Source organism: Phytomonospora endophytica (assembly GCF_014202425.1).
GTDB lineage: Bacteria > Actinomycetota > Actinomycetes > Mycobacteriales > Micromonosporaceae > Phytomonospora > Phytomonospora endophytica.
On the sequence record NZ_JACHGT010000003.1, the window covers coordinates 1 to 15,654 of the forward strand.

13 protein-coding genes and 1 pseudogene are annotated in these 15,654 nt (G+C 70.3%); 11 read left to right on the plus strand and 3 right to left on the minus strand.

What is annotated here, in order from left to right; translation table 11 throughout:
• Positions 1 to 258 precede the first annotated feature (258 nt).
• Positions 259 to 591: a type II toxin-antitoxin system Phd/YefM family antitoxin gene (locus HNR73_RS06315; protein ID WP_311677214.1), complete on the plus strand. Its 333-nt coding sequence runs from the start codon at positions 259 to 261 to the stop codon at positions 589 to 591.
• A 5-nt stretch (positions 592 to 596) separates the two neighbouring features.
• Here the strand turns inward: HNR73_RS06315 and HNR73_RS06320 are convergent, their stop codons facing one another.
• Positions 597 to 1,718 carry a GntR family transcriptional regulator gene (locus HNR73_RS06320; RefSeq protein ID WP_203685906.1) on the minus strand — a complete coding sequence of 374 codons (1,122 nt, stop codon included), beginning with the start codon at positions 1,716 to 1,718 and terminating at the stop codon, positions 597 to 599.
• Between the two features lie 191 nt (positions 1,719 to 1,909).
• Between HNR73_RS06320 and HNR73_RS06325 the strand changes: the two genes are divergently transcribed.
• The 10 genes and pseudogenes from HNR73_RS06325 (at position 1,910) to HNR73_RS06370 (ending at position 13,893) form a co-directional block, all read left to right on the plus strand.
• On the plus strand, positions 1,910 to 3,442 hold the full coding sequence (locus tag HNR73_RS06325) for a glycoside hydrolase family 76 protein (protein WP_184786361.1): 1,533 nt from the start codon (positions 1,910 to 1,912) through the stop codon (positions 3,440 to 3,442).
• A 72-nt stretch (positions 3,443 to 3,514) separates the two neighbouring features.
• A complete protein-coding gene (locus HNR73_RS06330) occupies positions 3,515 to 4,807 on the plus strand; it encodes a glycoside hydrolase family 125 protein (protein ID WP_184786362.1) in 1,293 nt (430 codons plus the stop codon).
• A complete protein-coding gene (locus tag HNR73_RS06335; protein ID WP_184786363.1) occupies positions 4,804 to 5,709 on the plus strand; it encodes a carbohydrate ABC transporter permease in 906 nt (301 codons plus the stop codon). The genes HNR73_RS06330 and HNR73_RS06335 overlap by 4 nt, the downstream gene beginning before the upstream one ends.
• Before the next feature lie 5 nt (positions 5,710 to 5,714).
• Complete coding sequence (locus HNR73_RS06340; RefSeq protein WP_184786364.1) at positions 5,715 to 6,584, plus strand: carbohydrate ABC transporter permease; 870 nt, start codon at positions 5,715 to 5,717, stop codon at positions 6,582 to 6,584.
• Between the two features lie 26 nt (positions 6,585 to 6,610).
• Positions 6,611 to 7,867 (plus strand): ABC transporter substrate-binding protein, encoded by a 1,257-nt coding sequence (locus tag HNR73_RS06345; protein WP_184786365.1) that lies wholly within the window; start codon positions 6,611 to 6,613, stop codon positions 7,865 to 7,867.
• 59 nt (positions 7,868 to 7,926) lie between these two features.
• Positions 7,927 to 8,964 (plus strand): glycoside hydrolase family 76 protein, encoded by a 1,038-nt coding sequence (locus tag HNR73_RS06350; RefSeq protein ID WP_184786366.1) that lies wholly within the window; start codon positions 7,927 to 7,929, stop codon positions 8,962 to 8,964.
• A 126-nt stretch (positions 8,965 to 9,090) separates the two neighbouring features.
• Positions 9,091 to 10,094 (plus strand): annotated as a pseudogene (locus HNR73_RS06355) (glycoside hydrolase family 5 protein); the annotation flags it as partial.
• A 303-nt stretch (positions 10,095 to 10,397) separates the two neighbouring features.
• On the plus strand, positions 10,398 to 11,432 hold the full coding sequence (locus HNR73_RS06360; RefSeq protein WP_203685904.1) for a chitinase: 1,035 nt from the start codon (positions 10,398 to 10,400) through the stop codon (positions 11,430 to 11,432).
• A 126-nt stretch (positions 11,433 to 11,558) separates the two neighbouring features.
• The gene (locus tag HNR73_RS06365) at positions 11,559 to 12,572 is read left to right on the plus strand and encodes an endonuclease/exonuclease/phosphatase family protein (RefSeq protein WP_184786368.1); all 1,014 of its coding nucleotides are present in this window, start codon (positions 11,559 to 11,561) and stop codon (positions 12,570 to 12,572) included.
• A gap of 37 nt (positions 12,573 to 12,609) precedes the next feature.
• Positions 12,610 to 13,893, plus strand: coding sequence for a cytochrome P450 (locus tag HNR73_RS06370; protein ID WP_184786369.1), 1,284 nt, complete (start codon positions 12,610 to 12,612; stop codon positions 13,891 to 13,893).
• Here the strand turns inward: HNR73_RS06370 and HNR73_RS06375 are convergent.
• Both HNR73_RS06375 and HNR73_RS06380 read right to left on the minus strand, forming a co-directional pair.
• Positions 13,890 to 14,714 carry an ABC transporter permease gene (locus HNR73_RS06375; RefSeq protein ID WP_184786370.1) on the minus strand — a complete coding sequence of 275 codons (825 nt, stop codon included), beginning with the start codon at positions 14,712 to 14,714 and terminating at the stop codon, positions 13,890 to 13,892. The two genes, HNR73_RS06370 and HNR73_RS06375, sit on opposite strands and share 4 nt — an antisense overlap.
• Complete coding sequence (locus tag HNR73_RS06380; protein ID WP_184786371.1) at positions 14,704 to 15,609, minus strand: ABC transporter ATP-binding protein; 906 nt, start codon at positions 15,607 to 15,609, stop codon at positions 14,704 to 14,706. The genes HNR73_RS06375 and HNR73_RS06380 overlap by 11 nt, the downstream gene beginning before the upstream one ends.
• Between the last annotated feature and the right edge of the window lie 45 nt (positions 15,610 to 15,654).

Sequence of the window (15,654 nt, forward strand, 5' to 3'; positions counted from 1 at the left end):
CCGCACCCCCCACCCCGCACCCCGCACCCCGCACCCCGCACCCCGCACCCCGCACCCCGCACCCCGCACCCCGCACCCCTGTCCCCTTCACCCGGCCCCGTTCTCGCCCCTCAATACACCCCGCCCGCCTTTGTTCGAATCTTCTTCGCGGGAATTGTCAGACCGTTGGTGGAGTCTGTCTTCATGGCCGCCCGGAATGTTGAGCCGGGGCCCGCGTCGATTCCGTTGCGCGAGGCTCGGATCCGGTTCACTCAGCTCGTGTCTCTTGCCGATCTCAATAATTCGACGACGATCGTGACGCGTGATGGTGATTCGCGTCCGGTTGCCGCGATCGTGCCTGCTTCGGCTCTTCGGGCTGTGCAGGCGGCGCCTCCGCCGGACGCGGATTGGCGTGCGACGGTGAATGCCGGGTGGGCTCGGCGTTTGCAGACTTTGCGTGAGCAGTTGTCGAGTCGGCATGTCGCGGAGCGGCGTGTCCTGGTGGATGCTCTGGAGAAGGCGTGGGAGGAGTTGGACCGTTTGGCTCGTCCGGGGTCTGATCGTGGGGTGGAGTCCTTGCGGGCGGCGCAGGCGCATCTGCTGGGGCGTTGACGTTCTCAGTCGCCGGCTTCGATGAGTTCGAAGGGCACGGTGGTTTGTTTGGGCACGTCTTCGCCGCGTAGTTGGGCGAGGAGGTGGTCGACGGCGGTGCGTCCCATGGCGCGCTGGCCTTGGCGGATGTGGGTGAAGCGGGGTCCGTCGATGGGGTCGGGTGGGGTGTCGAAGCAGGTGATGACGGGTTTGGTGGTCCCGTCTGGGGTGTTGAGTGCTCGTTCGACTATTCGGGCGAGGTTGTATTCGCAGACCATGTACGCGGTGATGTCGGGGTTGGCGGCGTGGTATTCGGCGACTCTGTCGACGTCGGCGGCGACTATGTCGGGGGTGAACGCTCCGGGGAGTCCGCCGCGCATTTCGGTGAGGAGTCGTTGGTCTGTGGTGGGGAGTCCGTGCCGGGTGTAGGCGGCGCGGTAGCCGGTGAGTCGTTCTTCGATGGAGGACGTGTTGGCGGGGGGTGAGGACACGAATCCGATGTGGCGGTGTCCTTGCCGGAGGAGTTTTTCGGTGAGGGCGTGTGCGGCGGCTTCGTTGTCGGTGTGGACGGCGCAGGCGGGGATTCCGGAGAGGTACCGGTCGACGAGTACGAGTGGGCTGCCGCCGAGGATGACGCGGAGCAGGCTGGCGTTGTAGTACTCGCCGTGTACGGGGAAGACGATGAGTCCGTCGGCTCGGCCGGTGTCGACGAGGGATTCGATGACTTCTTCTTCGACGTCCTGGAGTCCGCGGGTGCGGCGGACGATGAGGCTGATTCCGTGTTCGGCGCAGCGTTCTTCGATGCCGCAGAGGAGTTCGAGTCCGTAGGCGTCGGAGACGTCGGGGATGACGAGGGCGATGGCGGCGGGGGACGGCGTGGGGTTCTTGCTGCGGCCGGTTCCGGCGAGGTCGAGGGTGTCGAGGTCGGGGAGTTCGGGGACGACGAAGGACCCTTTGCCGCGGATGCGGTCGATGACGCCGGCTTCGCGGAGTATCTCCAGGGCGCGTTTGGAGGTGATCCGGCTGACTTCGAAGCGTTCGGCGAGCTCCATCTCGGAGGGTACGCGTGCTCCTGGGGTGAGTGATCCGGCGCGGATCTCGGCGAGTACGAAGTCGCAGATCTGCGCGTAGAGCAGTGGGGCTCCCACGTGGATGTTCTCCCCTGTCCGGCGATTGGTATGCCGCTCGATCCTATCGGCATACCAAGTTACATACCAAGTGGCTCAAGGTCGGCGAGTCTCTGCCTGGCAAAGTATATACAAGCAGGTGTTGACATATACCAACCGCGTCTCTAGGGTTTCGGCCAGATGTCAGGCATGTCAAGCGAGGGAAGTCCATCGTGAGATTCAAGGCCGTAACCACCTGCGCCGCCCTCGCGGCCGCGCTGCTGCTCCCCGCGCTCGCCGTCGCCCCCGAACCGGCGCGGGCGGCGACCACCGCCGACGCCGACACCGCCATGGACGCGTTCGTCGCGGCCTACTGGGACCCGGCGAAGAAGTACTTCTACACCAACAGCGACCACCAGATCCATCCCGAGCACGCGCACGGTCCCGAAGGCGGCCTCTACACCGACTTCTGGTGGGAGGCGCAGCTGTGGGAGCTGGTCATGGACGCCTACGAGCGGACCGGCGAACCCGGGTACCGCCAGATGATCGACGACGTCTACGACGGCTTCACCGCCTACTACCCGTCTTTCGCCAATGACTACAACGACGACATCGGCTGGTGGGCCCTGGCCGGTGCCCGGGCCTTCGAGATCACCGGCGACACCCGCTATCTGACGACCTCCACGGCCCTCTTCGACCGCCTGTGGGCGCATGAGGACGCGACCTTCGGCGGCGGGATCTGGTGGAAGAACACCGTCCACGACCAGAAGAACGTCGCCACGAACGCGCCGGCGGCGATGACCGCCGTCCGTCTCTACGAGGCCACCGGCACGACCGCCTACCTCGACAAGGCGAAAGAGCTGTTCGCGTGGCTCGCCGACCGGCTGGAGTCCGGCGGGCACGTCTACGACCACCTGGAGGGTCCCGGTTCGGGAACCCTCGTGAAGTGGGACTTCACCTACAACTTCGGCACCTACATCGGCGCCGCCACCGAGCTGTACGAGGCCACCGGCGACGCCGCCTACCTCGCGCGGGCGACCGGCGCGGGCGACTGGGCCACCACCCACCTCGTCAACGGCGGGACGATCAACTTCGAGGGCATCGACGACGGCGGCGGTTTCAAGAGCCTCCTCGTCCGCGGCCTGACCCGCCTCGCCACCGGCCACGGTCGCACGGAGTACCTGGACTTCCTTCAGCACAACGCGAGCCAGGCCTGGAACCAGCGACGCGCCGACGGCCTCGTCGGCCCGAACTGGTCGGCGCCCGCGCCTTCGGGCAACCTCCAGTCCCTGACCGCGGCGGCCGCGGTCAGCGCCCTCCAGGTCGTACCGCCCGACGGCGGGACCGGCATCGAGCCCGACAACGGCGTCTACGAGGCCGAGAACGGTGTGACGACCGAACTCGGCGCCGAGAGCACCAGCCCCGGCTTCACCGGCCGCGGCTATCTCGCCGGGTGGTCGGCGGCGAACCAGCAGGTCACCTTCCACGTCAACCTCGCCGAGGCGGGCGCCCACGAGCTCGGCCTGCGCTACGCCGCCGCGGCCGGCGAGGCCACCCGCGGACTGCTCATCAACGGGGAACTCGTCGCGACGAACCACCGCTTCCCGGGCACGGCCGGCTGGGACGCCTGGGCCACGACGGTCCTCGACGGCATCGACCTCGACGCCGGCCACAACACGATCGTCGTCCTGCTCGATCCCGCGCGGGGAAACGGGAACTGGCTCAACTTCGACCGGATGACCGTCACCCGCACCGGCCTTTCCTGACCCCTTGGCCCGGCGGCCGGACAGCCCGCCGCCCGCCGGGCCCATCACCCCTCACCACCACTGGAGCACCCCATGGCCGTACCAGGCGCCGGGACCATCGACCGCGCCGGCGACCGGATCGCCGAGCGGCTCGGCGACGAGCGCGCGCTCGGCATCTTCCGCCGCGCGATGACCGAGACCCTCGACCGGGCCGTCGAGACCCTCGCCGACGGCACGACCTTCGTCATCACCGGCGACATCCCGGCGATGTGGCTGCGCGACTCCTCGGCGCAGCTGCGGCCCTACCTCTACCTCGCCGGCGATCCCGAGCTGGCCGCGCTGATCGCGGGGGCCGTCGAGCGGCAGTGCGAGTACATCGTCCTCGACCCGTACGCCAACGCCTTCAACCGCGCGCCCGACGGCGCCGGGCACTCCGGTGACCGCACCGACATGAACCCGTGGGTGTGGGAGCGCAAGTACGAGGTCGACTCCCTGTGCCACCCGGTCCAGCTCGCCTATCTGCTGTGGCGGGTCACGGGCTCGGCAGCGCATCTCGGTGAGCGTTTCCGCGCCGCCGCCGAGGCGATCCTGCGGGTCCTGCGCACCGAGCAGGACCACGAGAACCGTTCCCCGTACCGCTTCGAGCGCGACGACTGCCCGGCGAGCGACACGCTCGTCCGCGACGGACTCGGTCCGGTGACCGCCGTGACCGGGATGACCTGGAGCGCGTTCCGCCCCAGCGACGACGCCTGCCGCCACGGCTTCAACGTTCCCGGGAACCTTTTCGCCGCGACGGCCCTGGGCCATCTCGAAGAGATCGCCCACGAGGTCTTCGACGACGGTGACCTCGCCGCCCGGGCCGCGCGCCTGCGCGCCGAGATCAGCGCGGGCGTCGCCGCGCACGGCGTCGTCGACCACCCCCGCTTCGGCCGGATCTACGCCTACGAGGTCGACGGCCTGGGCGATGCGAACCTCATGGACGACGCCAACGTGCCGAGCCTGCTGTCCCTGCCGATGCTCGGGGCCGTCGACGCCGGCGACCCGGTCTACGCCGCCACCCGCCGCTTTGTGCTCAGCGACGCCAACCCGCACTTCCACGCCGGCACCGCCGCCGCCGGGATCGGCAGCCCGCACACCCCCGACGGTCACGTCTGGCCGATCGCGCTGGCCGTCGAGGGCCTCACCGCCGAAGACGCCGCCGAACGCGCCCGCCTCATCGCGACCCTCCGCGACACCGACGCCGGAACCGGCCGCATGCACGAGTCCTTCCACCGCGACCGGCCGGAGACCTACACCCGCGAATGGTTCTCGTGGGCCGACGCGATGTACTGCGAGCTGCTCCTGCGCCACAGCGGCCTGCGCCTCGACGCCGAGGCGCGGCGATGAGCGCCGTCGCGCCGGTCCGGAGACGTCGGCCCGGCCGGGCCCGCCGCCACCGGCAACGGCACGGCTACCTGTTCATCGCGCTGCCCATGCTGCTGTTCGCGGTGTTCACGGTCCTGCCCATCGCGATGGCCTTCGTCCTGAGCTTCACCGACTACAGCGTCATCGGCGAGACGAACTGGACCGCACTGGGCAACTACACGCGGATCTTCCACGACCCGTACTTCACCACCGCACTGGTCAACACCGTCGTCTACACGCTCATGTACGTGCCGCTGGGCATCGCCGTCGCGCTCGGCGCCGCGATGCTGCTCAACCGGCGGGTCAGGGCCGTCAAGATCTACCGGACGATGTTCTACATCCCGGTCATCTCCTCGACCGTTGCCACCGCGACGATCTGGTACTGGCTGCTCAACCCGCAGTACGGCCTGCTCAACGTCTTTCTCGGCTGGTTCGGCATCGACGGCCCAGCCTGGCTGCACGACTCGACGTGGGCGATGCCCGCCATCGTGATGATGGCCGTGTGGGCGGGCTTCGGCACGAACATGATGATCTACCTCGCCGGGCTCAAGGCCGTCCCACGCGAACTCTACGAGGCCGCCCGGCTCGACGGCGCCAACGCCTGGCAGGCCTTCCGGCACGTGACGCTCCCGCAGCTGCGCCGGACCACCTTCTTCGTGTCCACGCTGCTGATCATCAGCGCGTTCCAGGTCTTCGACCAGGCCTACGTCCTCACCAAGGGCGGACCGGGCAACTCGACGATCACCCTCGTCTACTACATCTACAACAAGGGCTTCGGGAAGCTGGAGATGGGCTACGCCTCGGCCATCTCCTTCGTCCTCGCCGCGATCATCCTGGTCTTCGCGATCGTCAACGCGCGGGCCGTCGACCGGGAGAACAGGTGACGACCGTGTCCACGATCGCACGCCGCCGCGTCAACTCGGCCGTCTGGTACGTCGCCGTCACCGCCCTCAGCCTGGCCACGGTCTTCCCCCTGATATGGACCCTCGCCACCTCCTTCAAAGGCGAAGGCGAGATCCTCGGCGGCTCCGGCCTGCTCCCGCGCGACTTCTCCCTCGGCAACTACGCCGACGCGCTGACCGAGGTCCCCTTCGTCCGCTACATCCTCAACAGCCTCGCCATCGCCCTGGCGGGCGCGGCCACCAACATGTTCTTCGGCGGCCTCGCCGGATACGCCTTCGCCAAACTCGAATTCCGCTTCAAACGCTCCCTCTTCCTCACCCTGATCGCCTCGATGAGCATCCCGGCGGTCGTCACCATGATCCCGCTGTTCCTCATCCTGAAGAGGTTCCCGCTCCTCGGCGGCAACGACCTCCTCGGCGAAGGCGGCGTCGGCTTCATCAACAGCTACTGGGCGGTGATCCTGCCCGGAGCGGCCGGCGGCTTCGCGATCTTCTTCATGCGCCAGTTCTTCGGCACCCTCCCCGACGAACTCGGCGAGGCCGCCCGCATCGACGGCGCCGGCGAGTTCACCGTCTTCCGCCGCGTCTACCTGCCACTGGCGAAAGGCCCCCTCGCCGTCCTCGGCCTGCTGACCTTCCAGGCCGGGTGGAACAGCTTCATGTGGCCCCTGATCGTCCTCAACAACCGGGACATGATGACCGTCCAGGTCGGCCTGTCGGCCTTCGTGACCGACCACCAGACCCAGTACGGCCCCCTCATGGCCGGAACCGTCATCGCCAGCCTCCCCGTACTCGTCGTGTTCCTGTTCGGGCAGCGCTACCTCATCGACGGCATCGCCCACTCCGGCATCAAATGACCGCCCCCACCACCTTGGAGCCAGTGATGACATCCCCGCACCCCGGATTGACCCGCCGCCACGCCCTCATGGGCCTCGGCGTCGGCGCGCTCGCCCTCGCCGGATGCACCGCCGATCCCGGCTCCGGCGCCGGCGACGGCACGATCACCATGTGGGGATCGTGGTCCGGTGAGCAGATCGGCCAGCTGGAGAAGCAGATCGCGGCCTTCAACGCCGCCCAGAGCGAGATCGAGGTCCGCTACGAGGCACAGGAACTCGTCGAGCAGAAACTCCTCACCGCCATCGCCGGCGGGGGAGTCCCCGACATCGTCCTGTGGGACCGTTACCAGACCGCCGTCTACGCCGCCAAGGGCGCGCTGGCGCCCCTCGGCGAACTCGTCGAACGCGACGGCGTCGACCTGGGCGCGTTCTACCAGCCGCCCGTCAGCGAGATGACCGTCGACGGCACCCTCTACGGCCTGCCGCTCCTGGTCGACAACCGGTCCCTGTTCTACAACAGGGAACTCCTCACCGAGGCCGGTCTCACCCCGCCCGGGACCTGGACCGAACTCGCCGACGCCGCCGAGGAGCTGACCGTCCGCGAGAACGGGCGGCTGAAACGCGCCGGGCTGATGCTCGACGATCCCGGCCTGTTCAACATCTGGCTGCTCCAGGCCGGCGGGAGCCTCCTGGGCGCCGACGGGAAGTCCGTCGGTTTCAACAGCGACGCCGGGCGCGCCGTCCTCGACTTCTGGGACGACCTGCTGCGCCGCCGGAAGGTCTTCGAACTCGGCTTCGGCGACGGCGTCGACGCCTTCGCGCAGCGGAACGCCGCCTTCAAGTACGACGGCCCGTGGGCACTGTCGACCTACGACGCCGTCGACGGACTGTCCTACGGCGTCGTCCCGCCCGTCACCGGCGCCGCCGGGACCGGCGCGATCACCGGCGGGTTCGGCCTGGTCATCCCCGAGGGCGCGCCGAACAGGGAGGCCGCCTGGACCTTCGCGAAATGGTGGACCACCAACGCCGCCAACGGCGTCGACTTCGCACGGATCAGCGGCTGGATCCCGGCCACGGTCGCCGCCGCGAAAGACCCCTTCTTCACCGAGGACGAGCACTACGCGGCCTTCATCACCGCCATGGACTACGCCCAGGTCCGCCCTACCGTCACCGGCTACGCCGACGTCGAGGCCCTGGCTCTGCTCCCCGCGCTGGAGAAGTTCATGGCCGGTGAGCTCTCGGCCGCCGAAGCCCTCGCCCAAGCCGAGACGCAGGGCAACCAGATCCTCGGCGAGAACGCCTGAGACCCGGGCCGCCCGCCGGGCGGCCCGCCACGACCACCGGCGATACGGAGACCGCACCAGTGCCACCCACCACGCACGACACCTGGACCGAACGCGCCGACCTGGCCCAGGCCAGTCTGGAGAAGTACTTCGGCGCACCCGGACAGCAGCTGCTGCACAACACCTGCCCGTCCGAACCGGGAGACGACGAGGTCTTCAACTACTGGTGGCTCGCGCACCTGATCGACGTGCGCGTCGACGCCTACGAACGCACCGGCGACCCCGCGTGGCTGGACAAGGCGCGCGGGGCCCACGACAACATCCTCGCCCGCAACGACGAGGCCCTCTACAACGACTACTTCGACGACATGCTCTGGTTCGCCCTGGCCACCCTCCGGCTCGCCGGCGCGACCGGCGACGCCGCGCTGCACGCCGAGGCCTCCGCCCTGTGGCGGCACGTCGGGGAGAAGGGCTGGAACGACATCGAAGGCGGCGGGATCGCCTGGCGCGTCCAGCAGCCCTACTACAAGAACACCCCCGCCAACGGGCCCTTCGTCATCCTCTCCGCCCGCCTCGACGACGGGACCGGCGACCATCTCGCCTGGGCCCGGCGCACCATGGACTGGCTGGAGGCCGCACTGGTCACCCCCGAGGGTTTCGTCCACGATGGACGCAACCGGCAGGAGGACGGCGCCGTCGACACCGACTGGCGCTACACCTACAACCAGGGCCTCTACATCGGAGCGTGCGTCGCGCTCGCCGAGGCCACCGGCGACAAGGGCCACCTGGACAAGGGCCTGCGCACCGCCCGCACCGCCGTCACCGAACTCATGGTCGGCGGGGTCTTCGCCCACGAAGGCGACGGCGGTGATGAAGGCCTGTTCAAGGGGATCTTCTACCGCTACGCCCGCCTACTCGCCGAGGCGACCGGCGACGCCGAACTGCGCGCGGTCATCCTCGACAGCACCGAGACCCTGTGGAGCCGCGCCCTCGCCGGCGACTCCCTCCTCGCCCCCGGCGACTGGCGCGAGCCCGCGACCGGCAAGGTCCCCTACTCGGCCCAGCTCAGCGCGATCATGGCCACCGAGGCCTGCGCGGCCCTGACCGCACCCCGCTGACCGGCGGATCCGTACGGGGGTATTGACCCGGTGCGCCGAGTTTGCTTGGCTTCGGGGCCAATGCCCCCGACGGAGGAGTCGAAACAGTGAAACGCGTCAAACCGGCCCTGCTGGCCTTCTTACTGGCCGTCGCGATCGCGGCGACCGGCGCGACCGCGCTCGCCGAGGCCGCCGAGACCGGCACACCCGCCGAGACGGCCGCCGACACGCCCGTCGGGCGCAACGGACAGCTCGCCGTCTGCGGCGTCAAGCTCTGCAACGCCTCCGGGACACCGATCCAGCTGCGCGGCGTGAGCACCCACGGCACCCAGTGGTACGGCCAGTGCGTCAACGACGCCTCCCTCGACGCGCTCGCCGGGGACTGGGGCGCCGACGTCCTGCGCGTGTCGACCTACGTGCAGGAGGACGGCTACGAGACCGATCCCGAGCACTTCACCAACCTGGCGCACGAGTACATCGAGAAGGCCACCGCACGCGGCATGTACGTCATCGTCGACTGGCACATGCTCGATCCCGGCGACCCGCACGAGAACCTGGAGTCGGCGCGGACCTTCTTCACCGAGATCGCGACCCGGCACGCGGCGAAGAACAACGTCCTCTACGAGGTGGCCAACGAACCCAGCGGGGTCTCCTGGACACGGCTGCGCGAGTACCACGAGGCGATCATCCCGGTGATCCGCGCGCTCGACGCCGACGCCGTCGTACTGGCCGGGACCAGGGCGTGGTCCTCGCTCGGGCTGTCCGAGGACGGCGACGAGACCGAGGTCGCCGACGATCCCGTGAACGCCGCCAACATCATGTACACCTTCCACTTCTACGCCGCCTCGCACGACGACTACTACCTCGACGGGCTGACCCGCGCGGCCGAGCGGATCCCGATGTTCGTCACCGAGTTCGGCACCCAGGAGTACACCGGCGACGGACCGAACGACTTCGGCATGTCGCAGCGCTACCTCGACCTGATGGCGGAGAAGCAGATCTCGTGGGTGAACTGGAACTACTCCGACGACTTCCGCAGCGGCGCCGCGTTCACCACCGGCACCTGCCCGGGCGGCCCGTTCGCCGGACCCACGCGGCTGAAGCCCGCCGGGGCCTGGATCCGCGAGCAAATCCAGGAGGGTACGGCCTGACCCCGCCGACGCGCCCGCCCGCGCCGAACCCGCCCGCGAGAGGTGACCGGCGGCGTCAGGGCGATCGCTCGCCGCGTTCCGGAGCCGGGGGTGGATCGGCGTTACCACCGCAGATCCACCCCTTGTAGGAAAAGCCCGACTCGTACTAGGATCCGAGCCACCGAGTTTTCCGGTGAGTTTTCCTTACAGTCGCTTCCCCCGATCCTCCTCGATGGACCGGACGGCCGTGAGGGTGACGGCCCGGAACTCGCCACCGCGAGTCCGGCGCCATCCGACAACGGTGTCGCCGGGGAATGGACGACCATGCGACGAATACGCTCCCTGACCGCCCTCACCGCTTTAACCGTCCTCGCCGTCGCTTTCCTGGCCCCCGGTACGGGCCAGGCCGTGACACCGACCTCCGAGGTCGCCGTGGACGCCGGAGCCACCGCCGAGAACACCGGCGCCAACCTCGACGCCCTGGCCGGCAAGGCCGCCGCCCCCTACCTCTTCCTCGGCTGGGGCGAACCGCCCAGCCCGGCCACCGTCATGAGCGCCACCGGCGTCAAGTGGTTCACCATGGCCTTCATCCTCTCCGGCGGCGGCTGCGCCCCGGCGTGGGATTCCACCCGCCCGCTGCAAGGAGGCGCCGACGCCCAGGCGATCGCGGAGATCCGCGCCGCCGGCGGCGACATCGTCCCCTCCATCGGCGGATGGTCCGGCGACAAGCTCGGCCCCAACTGCTCCACGCCCGAGGCGCTCGCGGGCGCCTACCAGCAGGTCATCGACGCCTACGGCCTCAAAGCCATCGACGTCGACATCGAGAACACCGACGAGTTCGAGAACGCCGAGGTGCAAGACCGGATCCTCGGCGCCCTGGGGATCGTCGAGCGGAACAACCCCGGGATCACCACGATCCTGACCTTCGGCACCTCGACGACCGGCCCGACCTACTGGGGCGGCCGACTCATCGAGCGGGCGAAGGCCCTCGACGTCCCGGTCGACGTCTTCACGATCATGCCCTTCGACTTCGGCGGCGGCGCTGACATGTACGGCAACACCGTCGCCGCCGCGGAAGGCCTGAAGGACAAGCTGAAGAGCGTCAACGGCTGGGACGACGCGACCGCCTACGCCCACATGGGCATCTCCGGCATGAACGGCCTGTCCGATCAGCAGGAGCTCACCAGCCCGGCGACCTGGACGCAGATCCGCGACTACGCCTCCTCGAAGGGCCTGTCCCGCCTGGCGTTCTGGGCGGTCAACCGCGACCGGCCCTGCCCCGGCGGCGGCGTCGCCTCCCACTGCTCCGGCATCGACCAGGCGAACTGGGAGTTCACGACGATCACCGCGGGGTTCTAGCGAGGCTCCCGCCGGCCGGCCGCGCTCCGCGTGGGCCGGCCGGCGGGTCGTCCACCACGCTGAACCCCGCGCACCCCCCACCGCGTCTTCCACGGTGCCCACACCGAACGACGACGGAGCCCACCTGTGATCGCCACCCGCACACCCCGTGCCCTGCCCCGCCACCTCAAGCGCGCCGCCCTCGCCATGACCTGCCTCGCCGCCGCGCTCGCCCTGGCCTTCGCCCTGATGCGCCTGTTCGGGCTGGAGGTGACCTGGCCACTGCGGGTGCTCGTCTCCTACACCCCCTACGTGACGGCCGCCGCGCTGCTGCCCGCACTCGCCGCCCTCGCCCTGCGGCACTGGCGCCTGGCCGTCGCGGCCCTCGTCGCGCCGCTGGTGCTGACCGTCCTCATCGCGCCCCGCGCACTGGCCGGGGACCAGCCCGACGCGCGCGGCCCGGAGATCACCACGGCGACGGTGAACCTCTACTACGGCCACGCCGACGCGGCGGCGGTCGTCGCGCTCGCCGACGAGTACCAGGTCGACGTCCTGTCGATCCAGGAACTCACCGACGAGGCCGTCACCGCGCTCGACGCCGCCGGAATCGCCGCGCGATTCCCGTACCGGGAGATCACCCCGGGCATCGACGCCTCCGGCACCGGCGTCTACTCGCGCTTTCCCCTGACCCGTAACACCTCCCTCGAATTCGACACGCACTTCATGATGACCGGCGTGACCATCGCGATCCCCGGCGCCGCGCCCGTCGAACTGCTCGCGACCCACCCCCTCGCGCCCTACGAGGCGGCGCGGGTCGGCGACTGGCTGTCCGACCTCGCCCGCCTTCCGCGCGCCACACCGGAAGGTGCCGTGCGGATCCTCGCCGGGGACTTCAACGCCACCCTCGACCACGCCGCCATGCGCGACATCATCGACTCCGGGTACGCCGACGCCGCCGACGCGGTCGGCAGCGGGCTCACCGGAACCTGGCAGCCGCACCCCGGCGACCGCGCCAGCGTGCGCGGCCTCGTCCCGCCCCGGGTCGCCCTCGACCACGTCCTGGTCGACGAACGCGTCGCCGTCCGCGCCGTCGCCTTCGACGACCTGCCCGGGGGAGACCACCGGCCCGTGATCGCCGCCCTGACACTGCCCGCCGCCTGACCGGTTCGTCCCGGCCCGAAACGGGTATCACCCGCACATGACCACGCACTCGGCGACACACCGGCGCGACGGCGGCCCTGGGCGAGCCGCGGTCGGCGAACACCCCTACACCGAGATGGCCCCGGCCCTGTTCACCGACGGGTACCGGGCGCTGTCCACCGCCTTCGACCGCTACCGGACCGACGCCTTCGCCGCGCGTCTCCTCGGACGGCCGACCCTGTTCCTGCGCGGGCACGAAGGCGCCCGCCTCTTCTACGACGAGACGAGGTTCGTGCGGGCCGGGGCGGTCCCCGGACCCGTCCGGCGGACCCTGTTCGGCAAGGACACCGTGCACGGGCTCGACGGCCCGGCGCACCGCCACCGCAAGGCGATGTTCGTCCACCTGGCCGACCACGCCTCCGCGGTCCGCGTCGCCGACCTCGCCGAGGAGCACTGGGACGCCGCGGTCCGCCGATGGCGCCGCGACGGGCGGGCCGTGCTCTTCGACGAGGCTGTCCGCGTCCTCGGCGAGGCGGTCTGCGAATGGGCCGACCTGCCCGCCGACACCGACCGCGACGAACGCGTCCGCGACCTCGCCGCGATCATCGACGGCTTCGGCAGCGTCGGCCCGCGGCACGTGCGCGCCCGCCTCGCCCGCCGTCGCTCCACCCGCTGGGCCCGCGGGCTCATCGCCGGCGCCCGCGAAGGACGCCTCCACACGACGCCCGGCACGGCCCTGGCCACCGTCGCCGAACACCGCGACACCGACGGCGAGCGCCTCGGCGAGCACAGCGCCGCCGACGAGCTGATCAACCTGCTGCGCCCCACGATCGCGGTCGCCTGGTTCGTCACCTTCGCCGCACTGGCCATGCACCACCACCCCGAGTGGCGCGAACGGCTCGCCGCCGGCGAGGACGGCGTCGCCCGCGCCTTCGCCCACGAGGTGCGCCGGCGCTTCCCCTTCGCGCCGATGCTCGCCGCCCGCGCCCGGCGCGGCTTCGGCTGGCGCGGCCACCACGTCGAGGCCGGGCAGCTGGCGATCCTCGACCTCTACGCCACCGACCACCACGCCGGGCTCTGGCCGAACCCCGAGCGTTTCGACCCCACGCGTTTCCTGCGCCACGAACCCGGCCGCTACGCACTGATCCCGCAAGGCGGCGGCGAACCCGAGGACGGGCACCGCTGCCCCGGGGAGCCCTTCACCATGGAGCTCCTCGGCCGCGCCGCCCGCTTCCTGTCGCGCCTGTCCTACACGGTGCCGCCGCAGGACCTGAGGTATTCGACGGCGTCGATACCCACCAGGCCCCGCAGCGGCTTCGTCATCACCCGGGTCGCGCCCTAGACGACGTCCCGGCGGCGCAGGATCAGCGCCCCCACCGCCACGAAGGCGACGAGGTAACCGGCGACCACGAGCGTCGCCTGCCCGGAACCGACCAGCTCCGACACCCCCGGCGTGCCCCCGGGCGCGCCCAGCGACGAGACCAGCGAACCCGCGTTGGGTCCGGGCAGACCCTTCTGGAGCTCACCGACCCAGTCGATGAGCGGCGCGGCGATGGACGCGAGCAGGTTCTGTACCACCAGCATCCACACCATGCCCAGCCCCAGCGGGAGGGCGACGCCGCGCATCGCGATCGCCAGCAGCGCACCCAGCGCCGCCCACATGACCGCGATCAGCCAGCCCGCGCCTAGTCCGAGGGCCAGATCGCCCAAGGACGGCCAGTTCAGCGCCTGGTCCTCGACCGAGGCGATGATCGCGCTGGCGACCGCGCCCGTGGCGAACAGCGACGCGACCAGGACCAGGCACGCCACGGCGATCGCGGCGAGCTTGCCGGCGTAGACCGTCAGGCGTGACGGGCCCTGCGTCAGCAGCGTCTTCCAGGTGCCCCACCCGTACTCGCCGCCGACGGCCAGCACGCCGATGACCAGCGCGATCCCGCCGACGAAGACGGGCAGGCCCGCCACGGAGTTGCCGACGAGCTGGTCGGGCAGCAGCGCGGCGAGGCCACGGTCGTTGCCCGGCATGCCGCTCTCGGCTCCGGCGACGCCCGCGTAGGGCGCCAGGTACGTGAACGTCATGGCCAGCATGAGGGCCACGCCCACCATCGCCCAGTTGGCCGGGCGGCGGATCATCTTGATCAGCTCGGCCGCGGTACTACCCGACATTTCCTTCTCCTTGTCCGGTGAGCTCGAAGAACACCTGCTCCAGGTCCCGCTCCAGCGGGCGGATCTCGGTCACGTTCACGCCCGCGGTCACGAGCTCGCGGTTGACCCGGCCGGCGTGGGCCGGTTCCAGGTCGAGGGCAAGGGCCCCGTCCTCGACGGCGACCTTGTCGGCGCCGAGCAGCGCTCGGGCGGTCTCGGCGGCGAGGGGGAGGGGGTCGGCGACCACTTTCACGCGCACGTCACCGCGAAGTTCGGCGACGGTGCTCTCGGCGACGATGCGGCCCTTGGCGATGACGGCGACCCGGTCGCAGATCTGCTGCACCTCGCTGAGCAGGTGGCTCGACAGCAGCACCGTGCAGCCGTCGGCGCCGAGCTTGCGGATCAGCGCGCGCATGTCGGCCATGCCCGCCGGGTCGAGACCGTTGGTGGGCTCGTCGAGGATCAGCAGCCGGGGATCCTTCAGCAGCGCCGCGGCGACACCGAGGCGCTGCTTCATGCCCAGCGAATAGGTCCGGTAGCGGTCACCGGCGCGGTCGGTCAGGTCCACCAGGTCCAGGACCCGGTCGACGTCGCTCGCGCCGACCTTGGCGTATCTGGCGAGGACCTTGAGGTTGTCCCGGCCGGAAAGGTACGGCCAGAAGCCGGGGCCCTCGATGAGGGCGCCGACGCGTTCCAGGTGGCCGGGGGAGCCCGGCGCGCTGCCCAGGAGCCGCACGCTGCCGGAACTGGCGCGGACCAGTCCGAGGAGCATGCGCAGAGTCGTGGTCTTGCCCGCGCCGTTCGGGCCGAGGAAGCCGTAGATCTCGCCCGGCCGGACGGTGAGGGTCACCTCGTCCACGGCGACGAGTTCGCCGTAGCGCTTGGTGAGGCGGTCGGTTTCAACGGGAAGGCTCATACCCGTAACGATCGTCGCGGGAGGGCCCCGCGTCGTCCGGCCGAC

Bases quoted from the DNA above. Each gene is read 5' to 3' on its own strand.
- HNR73_RS06330 (WP_184786362.1), top strand. From the start codon at position 3,515: ATGGCCGTACCAGGCGCCGGGACCATCGACCGCGCCGGCGACCGGATC.
- HNR73_RS06335 (WP_184786363.1), top strand. From the start codon at position 4,804: ATGAGCGCCGTCGCGCCGGTCCGGAGACGTCGGCCCGGCCGGGCCCGC.
- HNR73_RS06345 (WP_184786365.1), top strand. From the start codon at position 6,611: ATGACATCCCCGCACCCCGGATTGACCCGCCGCCACGCCCTCATGGGC.
- HNR73_RS06360 (WP_203685904.1), top strand. From the start codon at position 10,398: ATGCGACGAATACGCTCCCTGACCGCCCTCACCGCTTTAACCGTCCTC.
- HNR73_RS06370 (WP_184786369.1), top strand. From the start codon at position 12,610: ATGACCACGCACTCGGCGACACACCGGCGCGACGGCGGCCCTGGGCGA.
- HNR73_RS06375 (WP_184786370.1), bottom strand. From the start codon at position 14,714: ATGTCGGGTAGTACCGCGGCCGAGCTGATCAAGATGATCCGCCGCCCG.
- HNR73_RS06380 (WP_184786371.1), bottom strand. From the start codon at position 15,609: ATGAGCCTTCCCGTTGAAACCGACCGCCTCACCAAGCGCTACGGCGAA.